We start from the raw sequence: 23,192 nt of genomic DNA on the forward strand, positions 1-23,192 counted from the left end.
GAGTGAAGTCCGTTAAAGGTTGAAGGAAGGGAAAAACCCGCCGAGATTCTGCGAGCCCACATCCTTCATCTCAAGCACGAATTTCACGCTTCGCCTTTCGATTTCCTCAGAAGCAGTGAATGGATCGACAACGAGTAAGCAGGCAGCAAATGGCCATTCACAGACCTCGCCCGTCGGCCACGAAGGCAAAGGCAATGCCCGCGGCCTCGGCCTTCTGTGCGCTGCGGATGAAGAAGTCGAGGTTGACGCTTCAGGGCGGCCACCGAGCAGCACGCGCAGCGGCACATGGCCATGCGGTGCGCGGCGTGCCACTTCATGTGGCGACGCCGGCGCGATGCACCAGGCGATGGCGGTCAGCACGAGGATGTGGCGGGCCTGTGCGGCCGGGGATGGAGAGGCGAAGGTATGCAGCGACATGGCGGACGGTTTCCCAGGAACAATGCCGCCGATTCTGCGAAGCGCCCCTGCCCTTGCCAACGACGGATTGCGTATGTGCTGATGCGGTTTGCTTTGCATCCGCACGCGCCCGAGGGTTGCGCCGCCCCCCTTGCACTGACTACGATGGGCGCGAACCCACCCAAGGAGCAAGCGCCATGTCGAACCATGTCTACAAGTCGCTCGAGCTGACCGGCTCGTCCCCCACGAGCATCGAGGACGCGGTGCAGACCGCCATCGCGAAGGCGCACGAGACGGTGCGCAACATCCAGTGGTTCACCGTCACCGAGACGCGTGGCCATGTGGTGGACGGCAAGATCGCGCACTGGCAGGTGACGGTGAAGATCGGCTTCACGCTGGAGTAACTGCTCCAACGCTACGGCCGGCGTCAGGCGAAGTCCGTCGACGACCGTTCCCTGAGATTCACTCCGGCTTCCGGGCTTGCTTGCAGCCGGATCGCCCCTCAAAGGAAAAACGGCCCGACATCGGGCCATTTCCACATGGAAGTGTTCGTCGGCACAGGGCGAGTGGCTCGCCCCGTTCGACTGCTTTCAGTAGCCGCTCATGATCGAGAACGAATACAGGTCGCCACAAAGAACGCCTTTGCATTGTTCCGAAGCGGAGTAGATGACCTTTTGTACTGGCTCCGACGAACCCGGACCTGAGACCCTGTCGGTTCCCGAGGCATAGTTGTCGATGAAGAAAGCTCTTCCGCGGCTCGCGTTGTCCTTCAGCTGGGCCAGGAATCCTGACGCATCGGCCGGACGGTCGACGATCCAGTAAGTGAATTTCGGGGCCTGTGCCTTGTCCTTCACATAGAAGGCCTTCGCCTCGCCACTCTTGGGATAGGCAATGAAGTTGAACCTGAATCCTTTGGCGCCCTGAGCATTCAGCTGCGCGATGAAGTCGGCATCCTTGCCCGCCCTCGGCAACATCTCGTACTGGAAAAGAGCGCCTCCTGCATTCTCATAGACGCTGTGGATGTTGTAGCGCCCATCCGGAAACGGCGCGAAATACGCCTCCCCGATATATCGGCCACCCTTCGCACCTTGTGCATTGAGTTGTGCCAGCAAACCGTCCAGGCTCTCCGGATCAGTATTACTCCGCCGTAAGGTCGCTTCCATGGCATAGCTGTACCAAGCACTTGCCGAGCTATTCCTGAGGAGTAGACCATCCGTTGCCAGCCGAAATCCTTGGGCCCCTCTGGCATTGATCTGCGTCAGAAAATCACCTTCGCTCAATCCAAGGCCCAGAAACTCGTTGATGTATTTGTCCGTCGCTTTGGAGTCCTTCGACAGCAGGTGCCTAGGTTCGTTCTTGAAGTTGGGCGATACGACCCAGCGAAATCCCCGGCTCCCTTCTGCATCCAACGCAGCAAGCAGCTTCACAGGATCGAACTCGTTCGTTAGCAACTCGAAGTCCAAGCTCAGGGCCGGCAAGACGGGGTCCTGCGGCACCGGCTCCGGATTGGTTGCAGGCGGCGGCGTGTTCGGAGTGCCGGCGACAGGCACGATCGGAAAACCAGCGGCTCCACCTCCCCCGCCACCGCCTCCGCCCCCACATGCAGTCAGCGCGACCAACAGCGCGACGCTGAGCACGCGATACGTTTTCTCCCTCATCTTTGATCCCTCTGAATTTGAAATTTTTGTAGCTTGTTGCCTATGCAACATTTGGATCATAGATGTGTACTACGGCTCGCTCGAGACAATTTCGTGAAAGGCTCCGGCAACTGAAGGCCAACATCCGGGTCAAGCTCGCCCCCCGTTCCACATCACCGGGAACCTGTTTCGTCACAAGACGGCCCGCTGTGAAAGATCGGCTATCTATCTCGCGCACATGAAAGAACGTCCCGCCGGGCCGAGACCGGGGCCGCCTACTTCTGCGTGACCTTCATGTCCTTGGACGACTGGCTTTCGAGCCCGTCCTTCGGCAGCAGCAACGCCAGCGCAACCACGCCCAAGCTCACCACCAGCATCATCAGGAAAGTGAGGTGCAGCGAGTTGCCCAGCGCCAACCGGATGCCCGCGTCTCCGGCGACAGAGCCGTGCACGCCCTGCAGCAGCAGGCGCAGCTGATCGTCGCTGAACATCAGGGTGCCGTCTGCGCGCGTGAGGCCGAAGTTGAAGACGGCGCCGAAGAAGGCCGCGCCCAATGCGCTTCCGAGGTTGCGCGAGAACACGTTCGAGGCCGTGGCGATGCCGCGTTGCGAGAGCTCCACGCCGTCCTGGATCAGGATCAGCGAGCTCAGGCTCATTACCCCCATGCCCAGGCCGATGATGAATGAGCCGATGGCGGGCAGCACCGGTGAACTGCCGGCCCCGAGCAGTGCGAACGTCGACGTGCCCAGCGGAATCAGCGCTCCTCCAACCACCACCATCCGCCACAGCCCGATGCGATGGAAGGTGCGCGAGGTCAGCGTCGCGCCGATGGGCCAGCCCAGCATCACCATCGTGAGCGTGAGGCCCGCCGTGACCGACGAGCGCTCCAGCACCACCTGCACGTACATCGGCAGGAAGGTCGTGATGCCGATCAGCACCATGCCGGCCAGCATCGCCGCGCCGTTGACGGCCGCGATCATTCGCGCGCCCCAGAGCTTGAGCGACACCATAGGGTCGGCCGCGCGGCGCTCCTGCGCGATGAACAGCGCGAGCGTGACGACGAACAGCGCGCTCCAGGCGAGCGCAACGCCCGAGTTGCCGACGCCGAACTCGGTCAGCGCAATCATCAGCGCCGCGATGCCGACGGTGAACAGCACCGCGCCCACCATGTCGATGGACGCGCGGCGCACCGTCGGCGCCTCGTGCAGGAAGAGCCAGAAGCCCGCCGCCGCCGCGAGGCCGATGGGCACGTTGACCCAGAAGATCCAGGCCCACGACAGCTTCTGCACGATCAGCGCGCCGATCATCGGTCCGACCACCGCCGACACCGCCCACACGCTGGCAAGGTAGCCCTGCACCTTGCCCCGCTCGCGCGCCGGGTACAGGTCACCGACGATGGTGAGCGACACCGGCTGGATCGCACCCGCGCCGATGCCCTGGATGAGCCGGAAGCAGATCATGGCCGGCATAGACCACGAGAAGCCCGCCAGCACCGAGCCGACGACGAAGATGGCGATGCCCACGAACATGATCGGCTTGCGGCCGTACAGGTCGCTGAGCTTGCCGAAAACCACGGTCATCGCGGTCTGCGCGAGCAGGAACGAGGCGAAGACCCAGCTGTAGAGATGCAGGCCGCCGAGTTCGGAGGCGATCTGCGGCATGACGGTCGAGACGATGGTGGCTTCGATGGCGACCATGGCCATGGAGGCCATGATCGAAGCGATCACGAGCGGGCGTTTCGTTGTTCTGGTGCTGGTGTTCATGGGGAGTCTTCGAAGCCCCCAGCTGCCGCGGACGAAGGTGTCCGTCGGGTCGATGCGAGGTGGTGGAGCCGCGAGGCGTCGATGCTATCGGCGCACGCGGATTCGTGCTGGCACTGGGGCACTGGGGCACTGGGGCACTGGGGCACCGCCGCTGTCTTGTTCGCGCGATCGCATGCCACCCCGATATCGCCTGGGCGCCATCGGCCTCGTGCCACGGGCGGATGGGCTCAGCCCGTGCTCAGCGCCGACGTGCCTTCGTAGATGTACTTGCGCGACCACGGCAGCGTGCTCGCCGCCCTGCCCGCCTTGCGCCCGACGATCTGGTAGATCGCCACGTCGTCGTTCTCGAAGGCATAGGCACAGCCCGCGAGGTACACGCGCCAGATGCGGAACTTCTCTTCATCGACCAGCGCACGGGCCTCGTGGGCATGCGCTTCGTAGGCGTCGCTCCAGTGGCGCAGCGTCTGCGCGTAGTGGCGGCGCAGGTTCTCCACGTCGAAGGCTTCGAGCCCGCCCTGCTGCATGGCCTGCAACGCCAGGCTGATGTGCGGCAGCTCGCCGTTGGGGAACACGTAGCGGTCGATGAAGTCGCCGCCGCCGTACGACACGCCGCCCCCCTCGGGGTCGGACGAGGTGATGCCGTGGTTCATGACGATGCCGTCGTCGGCCAGCAGCTGCTGCACGCGCTTGAAGTACTCGGGCAGGTTCTTGCGGCCCACGTGCTCGAACATGCCGACGCTGGTGATGCGGTCGAACTGGCCCGTCACGTCGCGGTAGTCCTGCAGGCGGATCTCGATGCGGTCTTGCAGGCCGGCGGCCTTCACACGTTCGGTGGCGAGGTCGAACTGGTTCTGCGACAGCGTGACGCCCACGCAGCGCGCGCCAAACTTCTGCGCCGCGCGGATCACCAGCGCGCCCCAGCCGCAGCCGATGTCCAGCAGCGTCTGCCCCGGCTTGAGTTCGATCTTGGTGAGGATGTGGTCGATTTTCTTCAGCTGCGCCGTGGCCAGGTCTTCGTCGCCATTTTCGAAATAGGCGCACGAATAGACCATGTTCGCGTCAAGCCAGAGTTGGTAGAACGCGTTCGACACATCGTAGTGATACTCGATGGACTTCTTGTCCGACGACTTCGTGTGCGCGAAGTAGCGGGCCATGCCTTGCAGCGCGCCGCCGGGCTTGTCGAGCGAAGTCTTCGCCAGGCCATAGGCGATGTCGATCACGTCGCTGAGCTTGCCTTCGATGTCGATCTTGCTCTTGACGTAGGCCTCGCCCAGGTTGTCGAGCGTGGGCTGCAGCATCAGCGACAGCGCCGCGGGCGATTTCACGTGCAGCGTGACCGCCGGCCCGCTGAAGTCACCGAAGTCGTAGGACTGGCCGTCCCACAAGGTCAGCCGCGCAGGCAGGTTCGCCCGTGCGCGGACCGCGGCGCTCCACTGCGCCAGCTTCTTTTCCCAAAGCATGCATCTCTCCGAGTTGTTGAGTAGTCCCCGCTTTCAGGGGCGGGCGGGTGCTGCAGCGAACAAAACGATAGCGAGATTTCGTGAAGCCTGCATTTCCACGACGACGCAAGAAATCGCGGCAAGTGCTAGGGTGAAAGAGCCCCTTGAATGCGTCTTGCGCCCCTACGCGGCCTCCATCGAGGTCGCGTCGTTCCCGGCCTCGCCGAGCCAGCGGCGCTTGTCGCGCAGCGGCGGCGCGCCGAACATGCGACCGTACTCGCGCGCGAACTGCGAGGGACTTTCGTAGCCCACGTTGTGCGCGGCGCTCGCCACGTCGGTGCCCGCAATGAGCATCTGGCGGCGCGCCTCCTGCAGGCGCAGCTGCTTCTGGTACTGCAGCGGGCTCATCGCCGTCACGGCCTTGAAGTGGTGGTGGAACGACGACACGCTCATGTGCACCGCGCGCGCCATGTCTTCCACGCGCAGCGACTGCGCGTAATTCGTGCGCAGCGCGCTGATGGCTTTCGCGATGCGCTGCGTGTGGCTGTCGTGCAGCGCAATCTGGCGCAGCCGCGCGCCCTCGCCGTTCACCAGCAGGCGGTACATGATCTCGCGCTTGATGAGCGGCGCCATGATCGGAATGTCTTCGGGCGAGTCGAGCAGCCGCAGCAGGCGCAGCACGGGCTCCAGCACCGGCATGGCGATGCGGTTCACGTACATGCCGCGCGAGGCCGGGGCGTTGGCCTTGGCCGGCAGTTTCTCGTCGCCGATGAGGTCGCCGATCTCGTCGACCGCCAACTCCAGCCGCACGCCCAGGTAGGGCTCGTTCTCGCTCGTCACGCACACCTGCCCGCACACCGGCAGGTCGACCGAGGTGACGAGGTAGTTCATCGGGTCGTACACATAGATGTCGTCGCCCACGATGACCCGCTTGGAACCCTGCGCAATGAGGCCCAGCGCGGGCGTGGCGAAGCCGTGCTTGGGACCGTCGGGCTTGCTGATGCAGTGCACCTGCAGGCCGGGCACGGCGCACTCCACGGTGCCGTCCTGTCCGCGCGTGATGTGGCGGATGAGCTGCACCAGCTCTTCGCGGGCGGCATCGAGTTCGGGGTCCAGCGGCATCGGCATGGCGAGGACGGTGGCGGTGTCAGGGATTTCGTCGGACATGAATGAGCCTCGGCTGAAGGAGCGCGGCCGTGGCAACGGCCGTGGAGGATTGGGTTGCCCGAGCTTAGCGCCGTGCCTGCGAATCTGCACGGCCCAGGCACGAGGTCTGGAGGAATAGGCAAAGACTTTGCAGGAACGCGCTCGCCCGCAGGGGGCCGCCGGCCGGATACTTTTTGGCAGCCGCCGGCACGCCCGACCACCGGCTGGTCCCTCCTCACGCAAAGGACAACTTTCGATGCAATACCGCAAATTCGGCCGCACCGGCCTCCTGGTTTCCGAACTCTGCCTCGGCACGATGACCTTCGGCGGCGCGCCGGGCATCTGGGAGCACATCGGCCAGCTGCAGCAGAGCGAGGCCGAAGGCCTGCTCGGCCGCTCGCTCGACGCCGGCATCAACTTCATCGACACGGCTGACGTCTACTCCGACGGCCTCTCCGAAACCATCACCGGCCAGGCGCTGAAGAACCTGAAGGTGCCGCGCGACCGGGTCGTGATCGCAACCAAGGTGCTCGGCGAGACCGGCAGCAAGGGCGTGAACTCGGCCGGCGCCTCGCGCTACCACATCATGGACGGCGTGAAGGCCAGCCTGAAGCGGCTGCAGCTGGACCACATCGACCTCTACCAGATCCACGGCACCGACCCGCTCACGCCCATCGAGGAAACGGTGCGCGCGCTCGACGATCTCGTGCGCCAGGGCCATGTGCGCTACGTGGGCGTGTCGAACTGGGCCGCGTGGCAGATCGCCAAGGCGCTGGGCATTGCCGAGCGTGACCGGCTCGCGCGCTTCGAGTCGCTGCAGGCCTACTACACCGTGGCCGGACGCGACCTGGAGCGCGAGCTGGTGCCGATGCTGCGCAGTGAACAACTCGGCCTGATGGTCTGGAGCCCGCTGGCCGGTGGGCTGCTGAGCGGCAAGTTCGACCGCCACACCGCCGCCGCGCAAGGCAGCCGCCGCGCGAGCTTCGACTTTCCACCGGTGAATGTGGAGCGCGCCTACGACTGTATCGACCTCATGCGCCAGTTCGCCGAACCGCGCGGCGTGTCGGTGGCGCAAATTGCGCTGGCCTGGCTGCTGCACCAGCCGGTCGTGACCAGCGTGATCGTCGGCGCCAAGCGCATCGACCAGTTGAACGACAACATCGCCGCGACCGACGTGCGGCTCACGGCCGACGAACTCGCGGCGATCGACAAGGCCAGCGCGCTGGCGCCCGAGTACCCGGGCTGGATGCTCGCGCGCCAGGGCGGCGTGCGCGCACAGCGGCTGGCGGATTCAAACCGTCGCGGCTGACGCCACGCTCACCGCCAGATCGCCCTGTCGCGCAGCATGGGCCGCGCTCGCACGCAGGGCGCACAGGTCGAGGTGTTCGGCGGCGCGCGCAGCCGAAGGCTCGGCCAGGTGCGGCACCACGCCGAGCAGCGGCGCACCGAGCCGGGCGCGCAGCGTCTGCAGGTTGCCGTCGGGCGAGAGCATCTGCGGCTCGACCACGCTCGCGACCCAACCGACCAGCACCAGCCCGCGCGCACGGATCGCCTCGGCCGTGAGCAGCGCGTGGTTGAGGCAGCCAAGCCGCAGCCCGACCACGAGGATCACGGGCAGGCCCAGCGCCACCGCGAGGTCGGCGGTGTCCAGGTCGTCGCCCAGCGGCACGCAGAAGCCGCCCACGCCTTCGACCACCACCGCATCGGCCTGCGCCGACAGCCGCTCGAAGGCGTCGAGCAGCACGGGCAGCGCGACCTGCACGCCCTCTTCCCGCGCCGCCAGGTGCGGCGACATCGGCGCCTTCAGCACGTAAGGGCAGCGCCAGGCCAGCGGCGCGGCCACGTTGCCGGCTGCCTGCAGGCGCTCGACGTCTTCATTGCGCCATTCGCCGTCGATGGCATCGAGCCCCGCCGCCACCGGCTTCATGCCGACTGCGCGCAGGCCCGAGGCGGCCAGCAGCGCGAGCATGGCGCTGCTCACCAGCGTCTTGCCCACGCCGGTGTCGGTGCCGGTGACGAACCAGCGGCGCTGTGTCGCTGCTGCCGTCGACGTCATGCGGCCTCCGGCCACGGCTCGGCCAGGGCCTCGCCCAGCGCACCGATGAGCCGTGCCACGTCGGCCTCGGTGTGGCTGGCCGACAGCGCGATGCGCAGCCGCGCGGTGCCGGCGGGCACCGTGGGCGGACGGATCGCGCCCACGCGCAGGCCGTGCGCGTCGAGCCGTTCCATGGCCTGCATGGCGCGCGCGTTGTCGCCCACGATGAGCGGCTGGATCGCGGTCGGTGAATCGGCCAGCCAGGCGCTGCCGTCGGCAGGCAGCACCTGCCTGAGGCCGCTGCGCAGCTGGGTGATGCGGGCGCGCAGCTGCGCGCGGCGGCGCATGCCCTCCTCGCCTTCGATGAGCGCCAGGCTGGTGAGCAGCGCATGCGCCACCGCCGGCGGCGCGGCCGTGGTGAAGATGTACGGCCGCGCGCGCTGCACCAGAAAGTCGATCACCGTGCGGTGCGCCGCCACGAAGGCGCCCGACACGCCGGCCGCCTTGCCCAGCGTGCCGATGAGCACCAGCCGCTCGGAGCGCAGCGCCAGCGCCTGCAGCGCGCCGCGCCCGGTGGCGCCGAGCACGCCGAAGCCGTGCGCGTCGTCGATCACCAGCCAGGCGTCGTGCTGCTCGGCCAGCGCCAGCAGGCCCGCCACGGGCGCGATGTGGCCGTCCATGCTGAAGACGGCATCGCTCACGATGAGCTTGACCGGCGCGTCGCTGGCGGCCAGTTGCGCGTCGAGTGACTGCAGGTCGCAGTGCGGGTAGCGCTCCACGCGGGCGCGGGCCAGCCGCGCACCGTCGATGAGCGAGGCGTGGTTCAGTGCCTCCGAGAAGATCACCGCCTCGCCGTCGCCCAGCGCCGACAACACCGCGAGGTTGGCCATGTAGCCGGTGCAGAAGAACAGGCTGCGCGCCTGCGGAATGTGCGGTGCCATCCATTCGCCCAGCCGCTCCTCGAGCTGCGCATGGGCGCGCGAATGGCCCAGGATGAGGTGCGAGCCTCCGCTGCCCGTGCCGTAGCGCGCCGCGCCTTCGGCCAACGCCTCGGCCAGCGCGGGGTGCGCGGCCAGGCCCAGGTAGTCGTTGCTGCTGAAACCGAGCATGGTGCGCGGCGCGGCGGCGCCGGCCAGCGTGAGGATCTGCTCGGGCGCGCATGCGGTCTCTGCGATCTGCCGGCGACGGCGCAGCGAGCGCGCGTCGAGCGCGGTGATCTCGTCGTGCAGGCGTTCAAGCAAGCGCAGCATCGCGGGCTCCTTCTTCAGCCATGACGCCGGATGCGGTGGTGACGGCTTTCAGCGTCGCGAGCGTGCCGTCCACCAGTTGGTCGATCTCGTCGTCGGCAATGGCATACGGCGGCATCAGGTACACGGTCGCGCCGATGGGCCGCATCAGCAGGCCGTGGTCGCGCGCCGCGAGGTGAAAGCGCTCGGCGAAGCGCGGGCCGGGCGCGCGCACGTCGAAGGCCGTGATCATTCCGCGCTGGCGCAGGTGGTCGATCGCCTGGCCAGACAGCCCGTCGCGCAGGCGGGCGAACAGGCGCACGGCGCGGTTCTTGTTGCGGGCCAGCGCGTCTTCCTGCGCGAACAGGTCGAGCGTGGCCAGCGCCGCGCGGCAGGCCAGCGCGTTGCCGGTGTAGGAATGCGAATGCAGGAAGCTGCGCGCGGCGTCGTCGTCGACGAAGCCCTGGTAAATGGCGTCGCGCGTCATCACCAGCGCCAGCGGCAGGTAGCCGCCGCTGATGCCCTTCGACAGGCACAGGAAGTCGGGCCAGATGCCCGCCTGCTCGCACGCGAAGAAGGTGCCGGTGCGCCCGCAGCCGACCGCGATCTCGTCGGCGATCAGGTGCACGCCGAAGCAGTCGCACAGCGCACGCAGGCGGCGCAGGTAGGCCGGGTCGTGCATCGCCATGCCGGTGGCGCACTGCACCAGCGGCTCGACGATCACGGCGGCGGTGCTGTCGTGCTGCGCGGCCAGCAGCGCCTCCAGTTCGTCGGCGGCGCGGTTGGCCACAGCGGCGGCGTCTTCGTCGGGCCGGGCGCCACGCGCATCGGGCGAGGCCACGAGGTGCGCGCTGGCGAGCAGCGGTGCATAGGCGTCGCGGAACACCGGCACATCGGTGACGTGCAGCGCACCCAGCGTCTCGCCGTGGTAGCCGCCGCGCAGCGCGACAAAGCGGCGCTTGTCGGCGCGGCCTGCGTTGCGCCAGGCGTGGAAGCTCATCTTCAGCGCGATCTCCACGGCCGACGCGCCGTCGGAGGCGTAGAAGCAATGGCCCAGCGCATGGTCCGTGAGCGCCGCCAGCCGCTCGGCCAGCTCGACCGCCGGCGCGTGCGTGCAGCCCGCGAGCATCACGTGCGGCAGCGTGTCCAGCTGCGCCTTGAGCGCGGCATTGATCGCCGGGTGCGCGTGGCCGAACAGGTTGACCCACCACGAGCTGGTGGCGTCGAGGTAGCGCCGGCCTTCGTGGTCGGTCAGCCAGACGCCCTCGCCGCGCGCGATGGGCAGCGGCGGGGCCACGTCGAGGCGGATGCTCTGGGTGCAGGGGTGCCAGACGTGGCGGCGGCTGCGTTGCTGCCAATCTGCGTTGGCATGGGCATGGGCGTTCGGAGAAGCAGTGGTCGTTGAGGGCACCCGCGCATTCCTTTCTTGTTCGAAAAAAGCACTGCCCGTCGCGAGGAACGAGGGCAAAGGCGCGGGATCGTATCGACGGAAAGACGGCGGGGCAAACGCGCTTGCGGCGGCTGTTTCGCGGGCGTGATGAGGAAGGATTGGGCGACGTTGTGCGGCGTAGCGCATGCGTTCGTCGCTGCAGGACGGGCGCGGCCAAGTCCCCGCATGCCCCGGCTGCGCGCACGCTCACGCAAGTTGTCCGGCTACCGCCAAAGATAGCGAGCGGATGTCCGGTTCTCGGGGTGCCGACCGGCCAGTCCATGCGTTTCAGACACGACCGTGGCAGATTTCAATGATCGTTCAGCTGCTGCTCTTTTTCACCAGCGCAGCGATGTAAGCGTCCAGCGAAATGGCCCCGCGATTCGGCGCGTGCGCTGGCTCGTAGGCCTCTTCGAGCGTGAGGCGCGTCATGGCGACATAGGACTTCGCCGCGGGTTCCGAAAAACCCATCGACCGGAAGGCCTGCTCCCACTGCGCGGGCGGTGTCTGCACGGCCTCGACGGGCCGGCCCAGCGCAGCGGCAAAGGCTGCAGCCACGTCGGCCGGCGAGTAAGTCTGCGGTCCCTCGACGTGGTGCATCCCTGAGCGCTCGGGCGGCGCCAGCATGAGCTTGGCCGCGAACTCGCCGATGTCGTGCGGCGCCACCATCGGCAGCTTGAAATCGGGCGGGTACATGCTGTGCACCTTGCCCTCGGTGCTGGCAGTGTCGAGCGAGGCGTCCCAGTTGCTCATGTAGTAGGCCGCGCGCTGCACGCTCAGCGGCACGGGGCCGGCGGCCAGCGCCTGCTCCATGTCGTACAGCACGCCCAGGTCGCCGATGCCTTCGCCGGGCTGCGCGCCGTAGGTCGAGGCGGCAACGATCTTCTCGAGCTTGCAACCTTCGATCGCGGCCAGGATGGCGCGCAGGCTGCGGTGCTCCTCGGCCACGGTGTCGGTCGACGGCGCCGCCGGCGGGTTGAGCACGAACAGCCGCGTGCCGCTGGCGATCACGCGGCGCAGCGCGGCGGTATCGAATATGTCGACCTGCGCCGCGCGTGCGCCCTTGTTCTGCTGCGCCTGGGTCTTGCGGGCGTCACGCGTGACCAGCGTGACGGGTTGGTTCTGCGCGAGCAACGCCTGTGCCAGCGCCGAGCCGACATGGCCCGTCGCGCCAAGAAGGATGTACATGGAAGCCCTTTTGTCAGCTGCGCTTCTCGGCGTTGCGCTTGCGTGTGGCCGCGCCCTTCTTTGCAGAGGCGGAGCGTTCCGCGGCGGTGCGATTCGCTGCTGCGGCGCCGCCAAGGCGGCCGCCTTTGCGCGAGGGCCCGTGATGCTCGGCCTTGCCGCGGCCCGAGCCGCTCTTCTTGCCGCCGCCGGTCTCCGCATTCACCGTGGCCCAGGCGCGGCGTTCGGCCTCGCCCTTGGCCACGCCGCGGTGCTCGTAGCCTTCCTCGATGTGCTCGGCCTTGCGTTTCTGCTTGTCCGTGTAGGACGACTTGTCACCTCTTGGCATGCCAGTGCTCCTTCGATCAGAGGGATGAAGAAGCCTCCATGCTGGCCCCCTGCGCGGGGCCGTGGGTCGGAGGAGGCAGGCGCTGCGCGTCAGCGCAGTCTGTCGTGCGAGCGGGTGCGCAAGGTGATCGAGTAGCGCAGCGCCTCGGTCGGCGCAATGGCGTGCTGCCATGCCCAGCGCGCCGGTCCGCGCAGCAGGTACACGGAGCGCGGCTCGATGACGATCTCGAGCGCGGCCGGCCCCGAGGCGGGCGCGCCGGGCACGTAGGGCCGAAACCGCATCACCGCGTCGCCGTGCAGCGAGACGCCGACGATGTCCTCGAAATCGGGCACGTCGCGATGCCAGCCCAGCGGCGTGCCGGGGCGGTACTCGGCGATCAGCACGTGCGTGAGGTCTTCGGGCGCAACGCCGGCCCAGGCGGCCGCCTTGGCGCGCAGCGGGCGCAGCACTTCGGGCAGCGGCGCGCCGGGTCGGAGGCGGTTCGTGTCGAAGTCGTAGCTGCCGCCGAAGCTGGTGCCGCGCCGGCGCGCGGTGTATTCCTTGTAGCGCATCTCCTTGAGCGACAGGCCCTGCACGATGCGCAGCAGGCCGGCCTCTTCGTCGCGCGACAGGAACTCGCTGTCGTAGCGCAGGCCTTCGATGGCTGCGACGGGAGCCTCGCCGAACAGGTCGGGCTGGCCGGCGTGTTCAAGGCGTCGGGTGGCGCGCATCGTCTTCAGTGTCCCCGGCCAGTTGCACATGCCACCAGGCGGGCAGCAGCTCGCGGATCTCGGCACGCGCAAAGCGGTCGTCGAGCAAGTGCAGCACGCCCGTGTCGGCCTCGGTGCGGATCACGCGGCCCGCGGCCTGCACCACCTTCTGCAGGCCCGGGTAGAGGTAGGTGTATTCGTAGCCCTTGCCGAAGCGCGACTGCATGCGCTCGCGCGTGATCTCGTTGAGTTCGTTGTACTGGGGCAGCCCGAGGCTTGCGACGAAGGCGCCGATGAGCCGGCTGCCCGGCAGGTCGATGCCCTCGCCGAAGGCACCGCCGAGCACGGCGAAGCCGATGCCCTGCCCGCCCTCCTCGAAGCGCGCGATGAAGCCGTGCCGGTCGGCCTCGCGCATGCCGCGCGTCTGCGCCCACACGGGCACGCCGGGGTGGCGCAGCGAGAACGCGGCACAGGCTTTGTCCAGGTAGTCGAAGCTGCTGAAGAAGGCCAGGTAGTTGCCGGGCAGGCGCTCGAACTGCGCGCCGATGATGTCCGCCACATGGCGCAGCGAGCCGGCGCGGTCGCGAAAGCGCGTGGAGACGCCGGTCGCCACCTCGACGCGCAGCTGCCGGCTGCTGAACGGCGACGCCACGTCGAGCAGTGCCGTGTCTTCGGGCAGGCCGAGCGCGTCGCGGTAGAACGCGAACGGCGACAGCGTGCCCGAGAAACAGGTGACCGACACCGCGTCGGCAAAGCGGCCTTCGAGGAACGGCCCGGGCACGAGGTTGCGGATGGCCAGGCCGCGCTGCTCCTGCGTGGCGCCCAGCGTGCGCTCGAACACCGAGTGGTCGTCGAAGACTTCGGCCAGCCGCGCGAAGTGCAGCGCGTCGAAGAAGAAGCGCTGCAGCGGGCCCTGCGCTGCCTCGGGCGTGGCGGCGAAGTGCTCGGCCATCGCGGTGTTGGCGGCCTGCAGCGTGCGCAAAAAGCGCTCGGGGATCTCGTCGGCGGTGTCGTAGCCGGCCGTCTGCGCCTGCTGCAGCGTGTCCCATTCGCGGAACAGCCGCGCCAGCGGGCCGCGCACGGCGGCGGGTGCGGCGCGGTGCGCTTCTTCCAGCGCCGCGCCTTCGAGTCTGGCGGTGTACATGCCGCGCGCACGCTCCAGCAGGTTGTGCGCCTCGTCGACCAGCACGGCGACGCGCCAGTTGGCGTCCTTCATGCTGGCGAACAGGAAGGCGCTGCTGTCGAAGTAGTAGTTGTAGTCGCCGACGATGACATCGCTCCAGTGCGTCATTTCCTGCGCGAGGAAATAGGGGCAGACCTCGTGTGCGAGCGCAACCCGGCGCAGCGCCTCGCGGTCGAGCCAGCCGACCTGCGCGGCCTCGGCGCGCGCGGCCGGCAGGCGGTCGTAGAAGCCGCGCGCCAGCGGACAGGCCTCGCCGTGGCAGGCGCGGTCGGGGTACTCGCAGACCTTTTCGCGGGCGGCAAGCTCGAGCACGCGCGGCCGGGCGCCGCCCTGCCCCAGCACCCGCAAGGCGTCGAGCGCCACGGGCCGCCCGGAGGTCTTGGCGGTGAGGAAGAACACCTTGTCGACCCGGTGCGCCGCGCGCGCCTTGAGCAGCGGAAACAGCGTGGCCAGCGTCTTGCCGATGCCTGTGGGCGCCTGCGCCAGCAGGCATCGCGCGCTGACCGCCGCGCGGTAGACCGCCTCGGCCAGTGCGCGCTGGCCGGTGCGGAACGTGGCGTGGGGAAACTCGAGCCGCGCCAACACCTCGTCGAGCGCGCCGCGGTGGTCGGCCTCGCGCTGCGCCCAGTCGCTGTAGCCCGCGCACAAGGTCTCGAAGTGCGCACGGAGGGTGTCGCGCGTGTGCTGCTCTTCAAGCACGGTTTCGTCGCCGCTGGCCAGGTCGAGGTAGACCAGTGCGACGGTCAGACTCTCGTACCCTTCCTGTTCGCAGAGCATCCAGCCGTAGCAGCGCACCTGCGCCCAGTGCAAGGCGCGGTGGTTGGCGCGGATGGCGTCGAAGTCGCCGCGAAAGGTCTTGATTTCTTCGACCCGCGCCTGCGACGGGTCGAAGCCGTCGGCCCGGCCGCGCACGCGCAGGGGGCCGCAGGTGGTGTCGAGCGGCACTTCGCTGCGGTAGTCGCCGCCGCGTCGGGCCTGCACCAGCGCGTGGCCGGCCATGCCTTCGAGCGCGCTGGGCGCGGGCACGAAGCGCAGGTCGAGGTCGCCGGCCTTGGCGCCGAACGCGCACAAGGCCTTGACGGACACGACATGCGCCGCTGAAACAGCGGCTGACGGAACGGAGTGGGGTTCGGAAGGCATGCCGCCGATACTGGATGAAATCACAGTATAACGAGCGCTGAATGCGGCAATACGTCACACAAATGGGGATCGAGGTCTTCTCCGACAGGTCCAATGTCCTTTTTCGGCAAGACTTGACAAGTTTTGCTTACAAATGCGTCCATGAAAACTCCCTCCGCGATCGACCCTGTCGAATTCGACCGCCTGCTCAGCCGCAACCTCAAGCTGCCGCTGCTCGGCGGCCTGATCGGCGCCGTGGCGTTCGTCGCGCTGATCCTGTATTTGCTGTCGAGCCTGAGCTGGGTCGAGCACACCGACCAGGTCACGCGCGCCGCCAGCGAACTGCAACGCCGCTCCATCGACATGGAAACGGGCATGCGCGGTTATCTGATCAGCGGCGAGGAGAGCTTTCTCGAGCCCTACCAGACCGCCCTGCCGCGCCTGAAGGCCGACACCGACGCGCTGCGCCGCCAGGTGTCGGACAACCGCCAGCAGGTGGAGCGCCTGGACCGCATCGCCGGCCTGCAGGAGTCGTGGCTGGGGTTCGCGCGCGAAATGATCGAGGCGCGGCGCAACGGGCACGACCTGCAAGCCACCGTCCGCCTGGGCCGCGGCAAGCGCCTGACCGACGAGATGCGCGCCGAGTTCACGGCCTTCATGGACACCGAGCAGACGCTGCGCTACCAGCGCAACGCCGAGGCCAACCGCACGAGCTGGTGGGTGGTCGCGCTGTTCCTGCTGTTCACGCTGGTGTATTCCGGCCTGGTGGCGTTCTTCGGGCGCCGGCAGCTGATGCGGCTGTCCGACAGCTACGACGTGGTGCTGCGCGAGCAGGCGGCGCATACCGAGCGCCTGGCGCAGGAAGCCTGGCTGCGCCAGGCGCAGACCGAACTGGTAGGTGAACTGGTTGGCGAACTCAGCGCGCCCGACATGGGCCGCAAGATCCTGGCGTTCTTCTCGCGCCACCTCGGCAGCTCGGTGGGCGCGCTCTATGTGCGTGAGCGCCACGGCCCGCTGCGCCGCGCCGCGAGCTACGGGTTCTCAAGCGAGGCCGAAGCCTCGCCGCAGGTGTTCTCGCCCACCGAAAGCCTGGTCGGCCAGGCGGCGGCCGAGCAGCGCCGCATGCTGATCGACCCGGTGCAGGCCGACTACCTGAAGGTCAATTCCGGCCTCGGCGAGATGGCGCCGAAGGCCGTGCTGCTGCTGCCCGTGGCGGCCGACGGTGTCACCAACGGCGTGGTCGAACTCGGCCTGCCAGCGACACCCGACCCTCGCAGCGAACAGCTGATCGACCTGGTGGCGGACGACATCGGCACTTCGCTGGCCGCGGCCCGCTACCGCGAGCAGCTGCAGGACGTGCTGGCCGAAACCCAGCAGCTCAATGAAGAGCTGCAGGTGCAGCAGGAAGAACTGCGCACCGCCAACGAAGAGCTCGAAGAACAGTCGCGCGCCCTGCGTGCCTCGCAAGCCATGCTGGAGAACCAGCAGGCCGAGCTGGAGCAGACCAACAGCCAGCTGTCCGAACGCACCGAAGCACTCGACCAGCGCAACACCGCGCTGCGCCGCGTGCAGCGCGACCTGGAAGACCGCGCCGACGAGCTGCAGCGTGCCAGCCGCTACAAGTCGGAGTTCCTCGCGAACATGTCGCACGAGCTGCGCACGCCGCTCAACAGCGCACTCATCCTGGCCAAGCTGCTGGGCGACAACCCGCAGGGCAACCTGTCGACGGAACAGGTGAAGTTCGCGGAATCGATCTACGCCTCGGGCAACGACCTGCTGGTGCTGATCAACGACATCCTGGACATCGCCAAGGTCGAGGCCGGCAAGCTGGAGCTGGTGCCCGAAGAGGTGCCGCTCGACAAGCTTGCCCACAGCCTGGAAAACACCTTCCGCCCGCTCGCGAGCGACAAGAACCTGGAGTTCCGCCTGGAGCTGCGGCCCGATGCGCCAGCCATGCTGGTCACCGATCGCCAGCGGGTCGAGCAGATTCTCAAGAACCTGCTGTCGAACGCGATCAAGTTCACCGAGCGCGGCGAGGTGGCGCTCACGGTGTCGGCCACGGCCGATGGCGGCGCCGCCTTTGCGGTACACGACTCGGGCATCGGCATCGATCCGGAGCAGCACGAGCTGATCTTCGAGGCCTTCCGCCAGGCCGACGGCACCACGAGCCGGCGCTATGGCGGCACGGGCCTGGGCCTGTCGATCTCGCGCGATCTCACGCAGTTGCTCGGCGGCACGCTGACGGTCAAGAGTGAAGCTGGCCAGGGCAGCACCTTCACCCTGCAGCTGCCGGCGCGCGCGCCGCAGACACCGCTGGCGCCGGCCACGCCGATGGGTTCGATGGGCACGCTGCGCTCCACGCCGACGCCTTCGCCGTCGCATGCGCCCGCCGTGCTGTCGCCGCCACCGCTTGCGCCCCCTGCCCCCGCGCCTGTCGTGCCGGCCCCGCGTTTCGCGGACGATCGCTCGATCCCGCGCGACCAGGTGCGCCGTGTGCTGGTCATCGAAGACGAGCCCCAGTTCGCCCACATCCTCTACGACCTGGCGCACGAGCTGGGCTACCGCTGCCTGGTGGCGCACGGCGCGGCCGACGGCTTCGAGCTGGCCACGCAGTTCGTGCCCGACGCGATCCTGCTGGACATGCGCCTGCCCGACAGCACCGGCCTGGACGTGCTGCAAAGGCTCAAGGACTCGCCGCACACGCGCCACATTCCGATCCACGTGGTTTCGGCTGCCGACAACGCACAGGCCGCCGCGCTGCACATGGGCGCCATTGGCTTCGCGCTGAAGCCGGCCACGCGCGAAGAGCTGACCAAGGTGTTCGCCCGGCTCGAGGAAAAGCTCACGCAGAAGGTCAAGGTCGTGCTGCTGGTGGAAGACGACGAACTGCAGCGCGAAGCGGTGATCAAGCTCATCGGCGACGACGACATCGAGATCGTCGCCGTCGGCTCCGGCGAAGAGGCGCTGGCGCTGCTGCGCACGCGCGTGTTCGACTGCATGGTGACCGACCTGCGCCTGCCCGACATGCAGGGCAGCGAACTGCTCAAGCAGATGGCGGCGGAAGAGATCGTGTCGTTCCCGCCGGTCATCGTCTACACCGGACGCAACCTCACGCGCGACGAGGAGACCGAACTGCAGCGCTACTCGCGCTCGATCATCATCAAGGGCGCGCGCTCGCCCGAGCGGCTGCTCGACGAGGTGACGCTGTTCCTGCACAAGGTGGAAGCCGAGCTGTCGAGCGAGCGCCAGGGCATGCTGAAGACGGCGCGCGGACGCGACCGCATCTTCGAGGGCCGCACCATCCTGCTGGTGGACGACGACGTGCGCAACATCTTCGCGCTGACCAGCGCGCTGGAGCAGCGCGGCGCCACGGTCGAGATCGGACGCAACGGCCGCGAGGCGCTGGAGCGCCTGGACCAGGTCAGCGAGATCGACCTCGTGCTGATGGACGTGATGATGCCGGAGATGGACGGCCTGGAGGCCACGCGCCGGCTGCGCGCCGATCCACGCTTCGTGAAGATGCCGGTGATTGCCATCACCGCCAAGGCCATGAAGGACGATCGCGACCAGTGCCTGGCCGCTGGCGCCAACGACTACCTGGCCAAGCCGGTCGACCTGGAGCGCCTGTTCTCGCTGCTGCGCGTGTGGATGCCGAAGATGGAGCGCCTGTGACGCGAAAGCCTCTCTCCGCCTCGGCCACGGCGCCTGCGCAGCTCCAACCGCTGAGCGACACCGAGATCGAGTTGCGCCTGCTGATGGAGGCGATCTACCTCAAGTACAGCTACGACTTCCGCAACTACACCACCGCCTCGCAGAAGCGCCGCGTGCTGTACGCGCTGGAACAGCTCGGCCTGCCGAGCATCTCGGCGCTGCAGGACCGCGTGCTGCGCGACGCGACGCTGTTCGGCCAGCTGCTGCAGTTCCTGACGATCCCGGTGAGCGAGATGTTCCGCGACCCGGCCTACTTCCTGGCGCTGCGCCGGCACGTCGTGCCGATCCTGCACACCTACCCGTCGGTGAAGGTATGGGTGGCGGGCTGCAGCACCGGCGAAGAGGTGTTCTCGCTGGCCATCCTGCTGCGCGAGGAAGGCCTGCTCGAACGCACGCAGATCTACGCCACCGACATCAATCCGGCGTCGCTCGAGAAGGCGCGCCAGGGCATCTTTCCTCTGGAGGCCATTCGCGGCTACACATCGAACTACCAGCGCGCGGGCGGGCTCAGTGCGTTCTCCGACTACTACACGGCCGCCTACGAGGCCGCGCGCTTCGACCCCTCGCTGTGCGCCGATGTGATCTTTGCCGACCACAGCCTGGCCACCGACAGCGTCTTCGCCGAGACGCAGCTGGTGTCGTGCCGCAATGTGCTCATCTACTTCAACCGCCAGCTGCAGGACCGCGCGCTCGGGCTGTTCCACGAGTCGCTGTCGCACCGCGGTTTTCTCGGGCTGGGCTCGAAGGAAAGCATCGACTTCTCGGGCTACGCCGACCGCTTCGACGCCCATGCGCGCACCGAGCGCATCTACCGCAAGGTCGCATGAAGCGCGCCGGCACGCACCATCCGTTTCCGCTTCGCCGCGTGGAGGCCGTGGTGCTCGGCGCCTCGGCCGGCGGCATCGACGCACTGGGCGCGGTGCTCGACGGCCTGCCCGCGGGCTGGCGCATTCCGATGGCGGTGGTGTTGCACCTGCCCGAATCGCACGACAGCCACCTGGCCGAGATCTTTGCGCAGCGCCTGCCGATTCCCGTGCACGAGGCGCTCGACAAGATGCCCATGGCCGACGGCTGCCTGTACTTTGCGCCGCCGGGCTACCACCTGTCGATCGAGCGCGGGCGCCGCTTTTCGCTGAGCTGCGAGGCGCCCGTGCTGTATTCGCGCCCTTCCATCGACGTGCTCATGGCTTCGGCCGCTGACGCCTTCGGGCCGTCGGTGGCCGGCTTTCTCATGACCGGCGCGAACGAGGACGGCGCGGAAGGCCTGCTGCGCATCCACCGTGCCGGCGGACTCACCGTCGTGCAAGACCCCACCGAAGCTTTGGTTCCCACCATGCCCCTCGCCGCCATCGCGCGCCACACGCCCGACCACGTGCTTCCCCTGCGCGACCTGCGCACTCTCCTGCAGCAACTGGAGCCCGCCCATGCCCATTGAGGTCGAAAGCAAGCTGCTGATCGTCGACGACCTGCCCGAGAACCTGCTGGCGCTCGAGGCACTGATTCGCGCGCCCGGCCGCGTGGTGTACCGCGCCGGTTCGGCCGAGTCCGCGCTGACGCTGTTGCTGGAGCATGAATTCGCGCTCGCCATCGTCGACGTGCAGATGCCCGGCATGAACGGGTTCGAGCTGGCCGAGCTGATGCGCGGCACCGAGCGCACGCGGCACATTCCAATCATCTTCGTGAGCGCTGCCGGGCGCGAGATGAACTACGCCTTCCAGGGCTACGAAAGCGGCGCGGTCGACTTCCTGCACAAGCCGCTCGATCCGCACGCGGTCGTCAGCAAGGTGAGCGTGTTCGTCGATCTGTACCAGCACCGCAAGGCGCTGCGCCACGAGATGGAATCGCTGGCCGCCGCGCATCGCAAGCAGGAAGAACTCGTGCAGCAGCTGCAGCACACGCAGCGCGAGCTGGAGCGCGCGGTGCGCATGCGCGACGACTTCATGTCGATGGTGTCACACGAACTGCGCACGCCACTGAACACGCTCTACCTCGAGGCGCAGCTGCGCCAGCTGCACCTGTCCAAGGGCAAGCTCGACAGCTTCTCGCCCGAGAGGCTGTCCACGATGATCGAGCGCGACCAGCGGCAGATCCGCAACATGGTGCGGCTCATCGACGACATGCTCGACGTGACCCGGCTGCGGCGCGATGCGCTATCGATCCAGACCAAGCCGGTCGACCTGGCCTCGCTGGCACGCGCCGTGGTCGACAACCTGCGCCACCAGGCCGAGGCCGCGGGCTGCACCATCGCGCTGGAAGCGCCGAGCACGCTGCGCGGCGTGTGGGACGAATTCCGCATCGAGCAGGTGCTGACCAACCTGCTGACCAACGCGCTGCGCTACGGCGGCGGCAAGCCGGTGGAGATGACCGTGCTGCAAAACGGCGACAACGCCGTGGTGAGCGTGCGCGACCAGGGCATCGGCATCTCGCCCGAGGACCATCAGCGCATCTTCGAACAGTTCGAGCGCACCGACGTGAGCCGCCAGCACGCGGCCGGCCTGGGGTTGGGGCTGTACATCACCCACAAGATCGTGACCCTGCACGCGGGGCGTATCGGCGTGGAGAGTACGCCGGGCCAGGGTGCGCGCTTTTTCGTCGAGCTGCCGCTGCAGCCGCCCCCTGCCGTGCCGGACGCCGCGAAGTAACAAACGAAGCCTTGTTACGGATTCCCGTAGGCACTGCGCCGATACTGCGGGATCGCAATCAATGGATGACGAGAGAAAACAACTGTGAATGTGCTGATCGTCGACGACAACGAGGCTGCGGCCGACCTGCTGCAGGAACTGCTGACGCTGCAGGACCACACCGCCCGCTGCACCTACACGGCGCAGCAGGCGCTGGATGCGGCGGCCGACGAGCGCTTCGATGCGGCGCTGATCGACCTCACCTTGCCCGACTTTCCAGGCACCGAGGTGGCACGACGCCTGCGCGCCGGCACAGCGCAGGGATCGCCGCGGCTGCTGGTCGCGATTTCAGGATTCTCGGCACAGGACGCGGCGAACGCCGCGCCAGGGGAAGTGCTGTTCGACCACCACCTGCAAAAGCCCATCGACATCGGCGCGCTCGAGCGCATCCTGGCGCCTGCCTGAAGCCGGGCCGGCGCCCCGCCCTTCAGCGCATCGCGCGGTAGCGATAAAGGCGAAAACCTTCCTTCTGGATGAAGCCGCTGGGTTCCCAGCCGCGAGCGAGCGCGCGATCGGTGATCTGCGCCATCTGCAGGCCGATGCTGTCCTGAAGGTTGTCCCCCACGGCAAGCTCGAACTTCCGGAGTTCACCGTCCAGGGCCTCCACCGCCGCAATGGCGGCTTCGACATCGGTGAATGGCCGAACGCTGGTCTGCATTTTTTGTCGCTCCTTGGGCACTCTGCGCGCCTGTTGAGCGGTCCGAGGCAAGTGTCATGCCCCGGACTGAAATGCTCTTTCGGGCATCAAATGAATTCTTTGAACTTACAAATGTGACTGATTGTGACGTTTTGGTCAGGATTCACGCCAAGAATTGGCATGCCCGCAAGCGCGCGGGGCGACGGGGTCAATCGCGGTCGCCATCTCCGTCATCCTCGTCGTCATCGTTCGGCGGGCGGTAGGGATAGCCGGGGCCGTAATAAGGGCGTCCGGGCGGCGGCGCGTAGATCGGGGCCGGCCGGTAGTACACGGGCGGCGGCGGACGGTAATAGGCCCGCGGCGGCGGCTCGTAATAGATGGGCGCCGGATACGCATAGACGGGTGGCGGCGTGCCATACGGTGGTGCATAGACCGCGCCCGCGCCGGGTGTGCCAATCTGCACCGACCAGTTCGTGCGCGCGCTGGCGGCGCCCGTGGCGAGCAGCGCGCCGGCCGCGATCACGGCGACGGTTGCCCACTTGAAAACAGAAGAATCACTTGGGGAATGCATGGCGGCTCCAGGGCCCG

General features: G+C 67.8%; 21 protein-coding genes. 7 read left to right on the forward strand and 14 right to left on the reverse strand.

Going from position 1 to position 23,192, the window contains the following annotated elements; genetic code table 11:
* Positions 1-12 precede the first annotated feature (12 nt).
* Positions 13-417 carry a hypothetical protein gene (locus tag ASD34_RS27630; RefSeq protein WP_157609724.1) on the reverse strand — a complete coding sequence of 135 codons (405 nt, stop codon included), beginning with the start codon at positions 415-417 and terminating at the stop codon, positions 13-15.
* A 176-nt stretch (positions 418-593) separates the two neighbouring features.
* Here ASD34_RS27630 and ASD34_RS20510 point away from each other — a divergent pair, with 176 nt between their 5' ends.
* Positions 594-800 carry a dodecin gene (locus ASD34_RS20510; protein WP_056581096.1) on the forward strand — a complete coding sequence of 69 codons (207 nt, stop codon included), beginning with the start codon at positions 594-596 and terminating at the stop codon, positions 798-800.
* 186 nt (positions 801-986) lie between these two features.
* Here ASD34_RS20510 and ASD34_RS20515 read toward each other — a convergent pair whose 3' ends face one another.
* From ASD34_RS20515 to ASD34_RS20530, 4 genes are all read right to left on the reverse strand, one after another.
* Positions 987-2,033 (reverse strand): hypothetical protein, encoded by a 1,047-nt coding sequence (locus tag ASD34_RS20515; protein WP_157609725.1) that lies wholly within the window; start codon positions 2,031-2,033, stop codon positions 987-989.
* Positions 2,034-2,308: 275 nt separating this feature from the next.
* Positions 2,309-3,796: an MFS transporter gene (locus ASD34_RS20520; RefSeq protein WP_056581104.1), complete on the reverse strand. Its 1,488-nt coding sequence runs from the start codon at positions 3,794-3,796 to the stop codon at positions 2,309-2,311.
* A gap of 227 nt (positions 3,797-4,023) precedes the next feature.
* Complete coding sequence (locus tag ASD34_RS20525; RefSeq protein ID WP_056581107.1) at positions 4,024-5,256, reverse strand: SAM-dependent methyltransferase; 1,233 nt, start codon at positions 5,254-5,256, stop codon at positions 4,024-4,026.
* Between the two features lie 162 nt (positions 5,257-5,418).
* A complete protein-coding gene (locus ASD34_RS20530) occupies positions 5,419-6,402 on the reverse strand; it encodes an AraC family transcriptional regulator (RefSeq protein ID WP_056581110.1) in 984 nt (327 codons plus the stop codon).
* 235 nt (positions 6,403-6,637) lie between these two features.
* On the opposite strand from ASD34_RS20530, the gene ASD34_RS20535 reads away from it, so the two are divergent.
* Complete coding sequence (locus ASD34_RS20535) at positions 6,638-7,690, forward strand: aldo/keto reductase (RefSeq protein ID WP_056581113.1); 1,053 nt, start codon at positions 6,638-6,640, stop codon at positions 7,688-7,690.
* On the opposite strand, the gene bioD is transcribed toward ASD34_RS20535, so the two are convergent.
* From bioD to ASD34_RS20570, 7 genes are all read right to left on the reverse strand, one after another.
* Complete coding sequence (gene bioD / locus ASD34_RS20540) at positions 7,673-8,437, reverse strand: dethiobiotin synthase (RefSeq protein WP_056581115.1); 765 nt, start codon at positions 8,435-8,437, stop codon at positions 7,673-7,675. The genes ASD34_RS20535 and bioD overlap by 18 nt on opposite strands.
* Positions 8,434-9,666 (reverse strand): 8-amino-7-oxononanoate synthase, encoded by a 1,233-nt coding sequence (gene bioF / locus ASD34_RS20545; protein WP_056581119.1) that lies wholly within the window; start codon positions 9,664-9,666, stop codon positions 8,434-8,436. The genes bioD and bioF overlap by 4 nt, the downstream gene beginning before the upstream one ends.
* On the reverse strand, positions 9,650-11,053 hold the full coding sequence (locus ASD34_RS20550) for an adenosylmethionine--8-amino-7-oxononanoate transaminase (protein ID WP_056581121.1): 1,404 nt from the start codon (positions 11,051-11,053) through the stop codon (positions 9,650-9,652). The genes bioF and ASD34_RS20550 overlap by 17 nt, the downstream gene beginning before the upstream one ends.
* A gap of 339 nt (positions 11,054-11,392) precedes the next feature.
* Complete coding sequence (locus ASD34_RS20555) at positions 11,393-12,259, reverse strand: NmrA family NAD(P)-binding protein (protein ID WP_056581126.1); 867 nt, start codon at positions 12,257-12,259, stop codon at positions 11,393-11,395.
* A 13-nt stretch (positions 12,260-12,272) separates the two neighbouring features.
* Positions 12,273-12,584, reverse strand: a complete 312-nt coding sequence (locus tag ASD34_RS20560) for a hypothetical protein (protein ID WP_056581129.1) — start codon at positions 12,582-12,584, stop codon at positions 12,273-12,275.
* A gap of 89 nt (positions 12,585-12,673) precedes the next feature.
* Positions 12,674-13,294, reverse strand: a complete 621-nt coding sequence (locus ASD34_RS20565; protein ID WP_056581131.1) for an alpha-ketoglutarate-dependent dioxygenase AlkB — start codon at positions 13,292-13,294, stop codon at positions 12,674-12,676.
* Positions 13,272-15,596, reverse strand: coding sequence for a helicase C-terminal domain-containing protein (locus ASD34_RS20570; protein ID WP_056581135.1), 2,325 nt, complete (start codon positions 15,594-15,596; stop codon positions 13,272-13,274). Before ASD34_RS20570 ends, ASD34_RS20565 begins: the two co-directional genes overlap by 23 nt.
* Positions 15,597-15,737: 141 nt before the next feature.
* Here ASD34_RS20570 and ASD34_RS20575 point away from each other — a divergent pair, with 141 nt between their 5' ends.
* The 5 genes from ASD34_RS20575 (at position 15,738) to ASD34_RS20595 (ending at position 22,372) form a co-directional block, all read left to right on the forward strand.
* Entirely contained in the window at positions 15,738-19,247 is a 3,510-nt protein-coding gene (locus ASD34_RS20575; RefSeq protein WP_056581138.1) for a response regulator, read from the forward strand.
* An 83-nt stretch (positions 19,248-19,330) separates the two neighbouring features.
* Positions 19,331-20,113 carry a CheR family methyltransferase gene (locus ASD34_RS20580; protein ID WP_200937630.1) on the forward strand — a complete coding sequence of 261 codons (783 nt, stop codon included), beginning with the start codon at positions 19,331-19,333 and terminating at the stop codon, positions 20,111-20,113.
* Positions 20,110-20,721: a chemotaxis protein CheB gene (locus tag ASD34_RS20585; protein ID WP_056581141.1), complete on the forward strand. Its 612-nt coding sequence runs from the start codon at positions 20,110-20,112 to the stop codon at positions 20,719-20,721. The genes ASD34_RS20580 and ASD34_RS20585 overlap by 4 nt, the downstream gene beginning before the upstream one ends.
* The gene (locus ASD34_RS20590; RefSeq protein ID WP_056581144.1) at positions 20,711-21,928 is read left to right on the forward strand and encodes a hybrid sensor histidine kinase/response regulator; all 1,218 of its coding nucleotides are present in this window, start codon (positions 20,711-20,713) and stop codon (positions 21,926-21,928) included. The genes ASD34_RS20585 and ASD34_RS20590 overlap by 11 nt, the downstream gene beginning before the upstream one ends.
* Before the next feature lie 84 nt (positions 21,929-22,012).
* Complete coding sequence (locus ASD34_RS20595) at positions 22,013-22,372, forward strand: response regulator (RefSeq protein WP_056581148.1); 360 nt, start codon at positions 22,013-22,015, stop codon at positions 22,370-22,372.
* A gap of 22 nt (positions 22,373-22,394) precedes the next feature.
* Here ASD34_RS20595 and ASD34_RS20600 read toward each other — a convergent pair whose 3' ends face one another.
* Together ASD34_RS20600 and ASD34_RS20605 are read right to left on the reverse strand one after the other, a co-directional pair.
* Positions 22,395-22,625 (reverse strand): hypothetical protein, encoded by a 231-nt coding sequence (locus tag ASD34_RS20600; protein ID WP_070060568.1) that lies wholly within the window; start codon positions 22,623-22,625, stop codon positions 22,395-22,397.
* A gap of 187 nt (positions 22,626-22,812) precedes the next feature.
* The gene (locus tag ASD34_RS20605) at positions 22,813-23,175 is read right to left on the reverse strand and encodes a hypothetical protein (RefSeq protein WP_056581151.1); all 363 of its coding nucleotides are present in this window, start codon (positions 23,173-23,175) and stop codon (positions 22,813-22,815) included.
* Positions 23,176-23,192: the final 17 nt, after the last annotated feature.

The organism is Variovorax sp. Root473 (genome assembly GCF_001426505.1).
Taxonomy (GTDB): Bacteria; Pseudomonadota; Gammaproteobacteria; order Burkholderiales; family Burkholderiaceae_C; genus Variovorax.

Excerpts from the sequence above, each read along its gene's own strand:
- ASD34_RS20600 (WP_070060568.1), bottom strand. The coding sequence starts at position 22,625 with ATGCAGACCAGCGTTCGGCCATTCACCGATGTCGAAGCCGCCATTGCG.
- ASD34_RS20525 (WP_056581107.1), bottom strand. The coding sequence starts at position 5,256 with ATGCTTTGGGAAAAGAAGCTGGCGCAGTGGAGCGCCGCGGTCCGCGCA.
- ASD34_RS20555 (WP_056581126.1), bottom strand. The coding sequence starts at position 12,259 with ATGTACATCCTTCTTGGCGCGACGGGCCATGTCGGCTCGGCGCTGGCA.
- ASD34_RS20535 (WP_056581113.1), top strand. The coding sequence starts at position 6,638 with ATGCAATACCGCAAATTCGGCCGCACCGGCCTCCTGGTTTCCGAACTC.
- ASD34_RS20565 (WP_056581131.1), bottom strand. The coding sequence starts at position 13,294 with ATGCGCGCCACCCGACGCCTTGAACACGCCGGCCAGCCCGACCTGTTC.
- ASD34_RS20560 (WP_056581129.1), bottom strand. The coding sequence starts at position 12,584 with ATGCCAAGAGGTGACAAGTCGTCCTACACGGACAAGCAGAAACGCAAG.
- ASD34_RS20590 (WP_056581144.1), top strand. The coding sequence starts at position 20,711 with ATGCCCATTGAGGTCGAAAGCAAGCTGCTGATCGTCGACGACCTGCCC.
- ASD34_RS27630 (WP_157609724.1), bottom strand. The coding sequence starts at position 417 with ATGTCGCTGCATACCTTCGCCTCTCCATCCCCGGCCGCACAGGCCCGC.
- ASD34_RS20585 (WP_056581141.1), top strand. The coding sequence starts at position 20,110 with ATGAAGCGCGCCGGCACGCACCATCCGTTTCCGCTTCGCCGCGTGGAG.
- bioF (WP_056581119.1), bottom strand. The coding sequence starts at position 9,666 with ATGCTGCGCTTGCTTGAACGCCTGCACGACGAGATCACCGCGCTCGAC.
- ASD34_RS20570 (WP_056581135.1), bottom strand. The coding sequence starts at position 15,596 with ATGCCTTCCGAACCCCACTCCGTTCCGTCAGCCGCTGTTTCAGCGGCG.
- ASD34_RS20605 (WP_056581151.1), bottom strand. The coding sequence starts at position 23,175 with ATGCATTCCCCAAGTGATTCTTCTGTTTTCAAGTGGGCAACCGTCGCC.
- ASD34_RS20530 (WP_056581110.1), bottom strand. The coding sequence starts at position 6,402 with ATGTCCGACGAAATCCCTGACACCGCCACCGTCCTCGCCATGCCGATG.
- ASD34_RS20510 (WP_056581096.1), top strand. The coding sequence starts at position 594 with ATGTCGAACCATGTCTACAAGTCGCTCGAGCTGACCGGCTCGTCCCCC.
- ASD34_RS20580 (WP_200937630.1), top strand. The coding sequence starts at position 19,331 with ATGGAGGCGATCTACCTCAAGTACAGCTACGACTTCCGCAACTACACC.
- ASD34_RS20520 (WP_056581104.1), bottom strand. The coding sequence starts at position 3,796 with ATGAACACCAGCACCAGAACAACGAAACGCCCGCTCGTGATCGCTTCG.
- bioD (WP_056581115.1), bottom strand. The coding sequence starts at position 8,437 with ATGACGTCGACGGCAGCAGCGACACAGCGCCGCTGGTTCGTCACCGGC.
- ASD34_RS20575 (WP_056581138.1), top strand. The coding sequence starts at position 15,738 with ATGAAAACTCCCTCCGCGATCGACCCTGTCGAATTCGACCGCCTGCTC.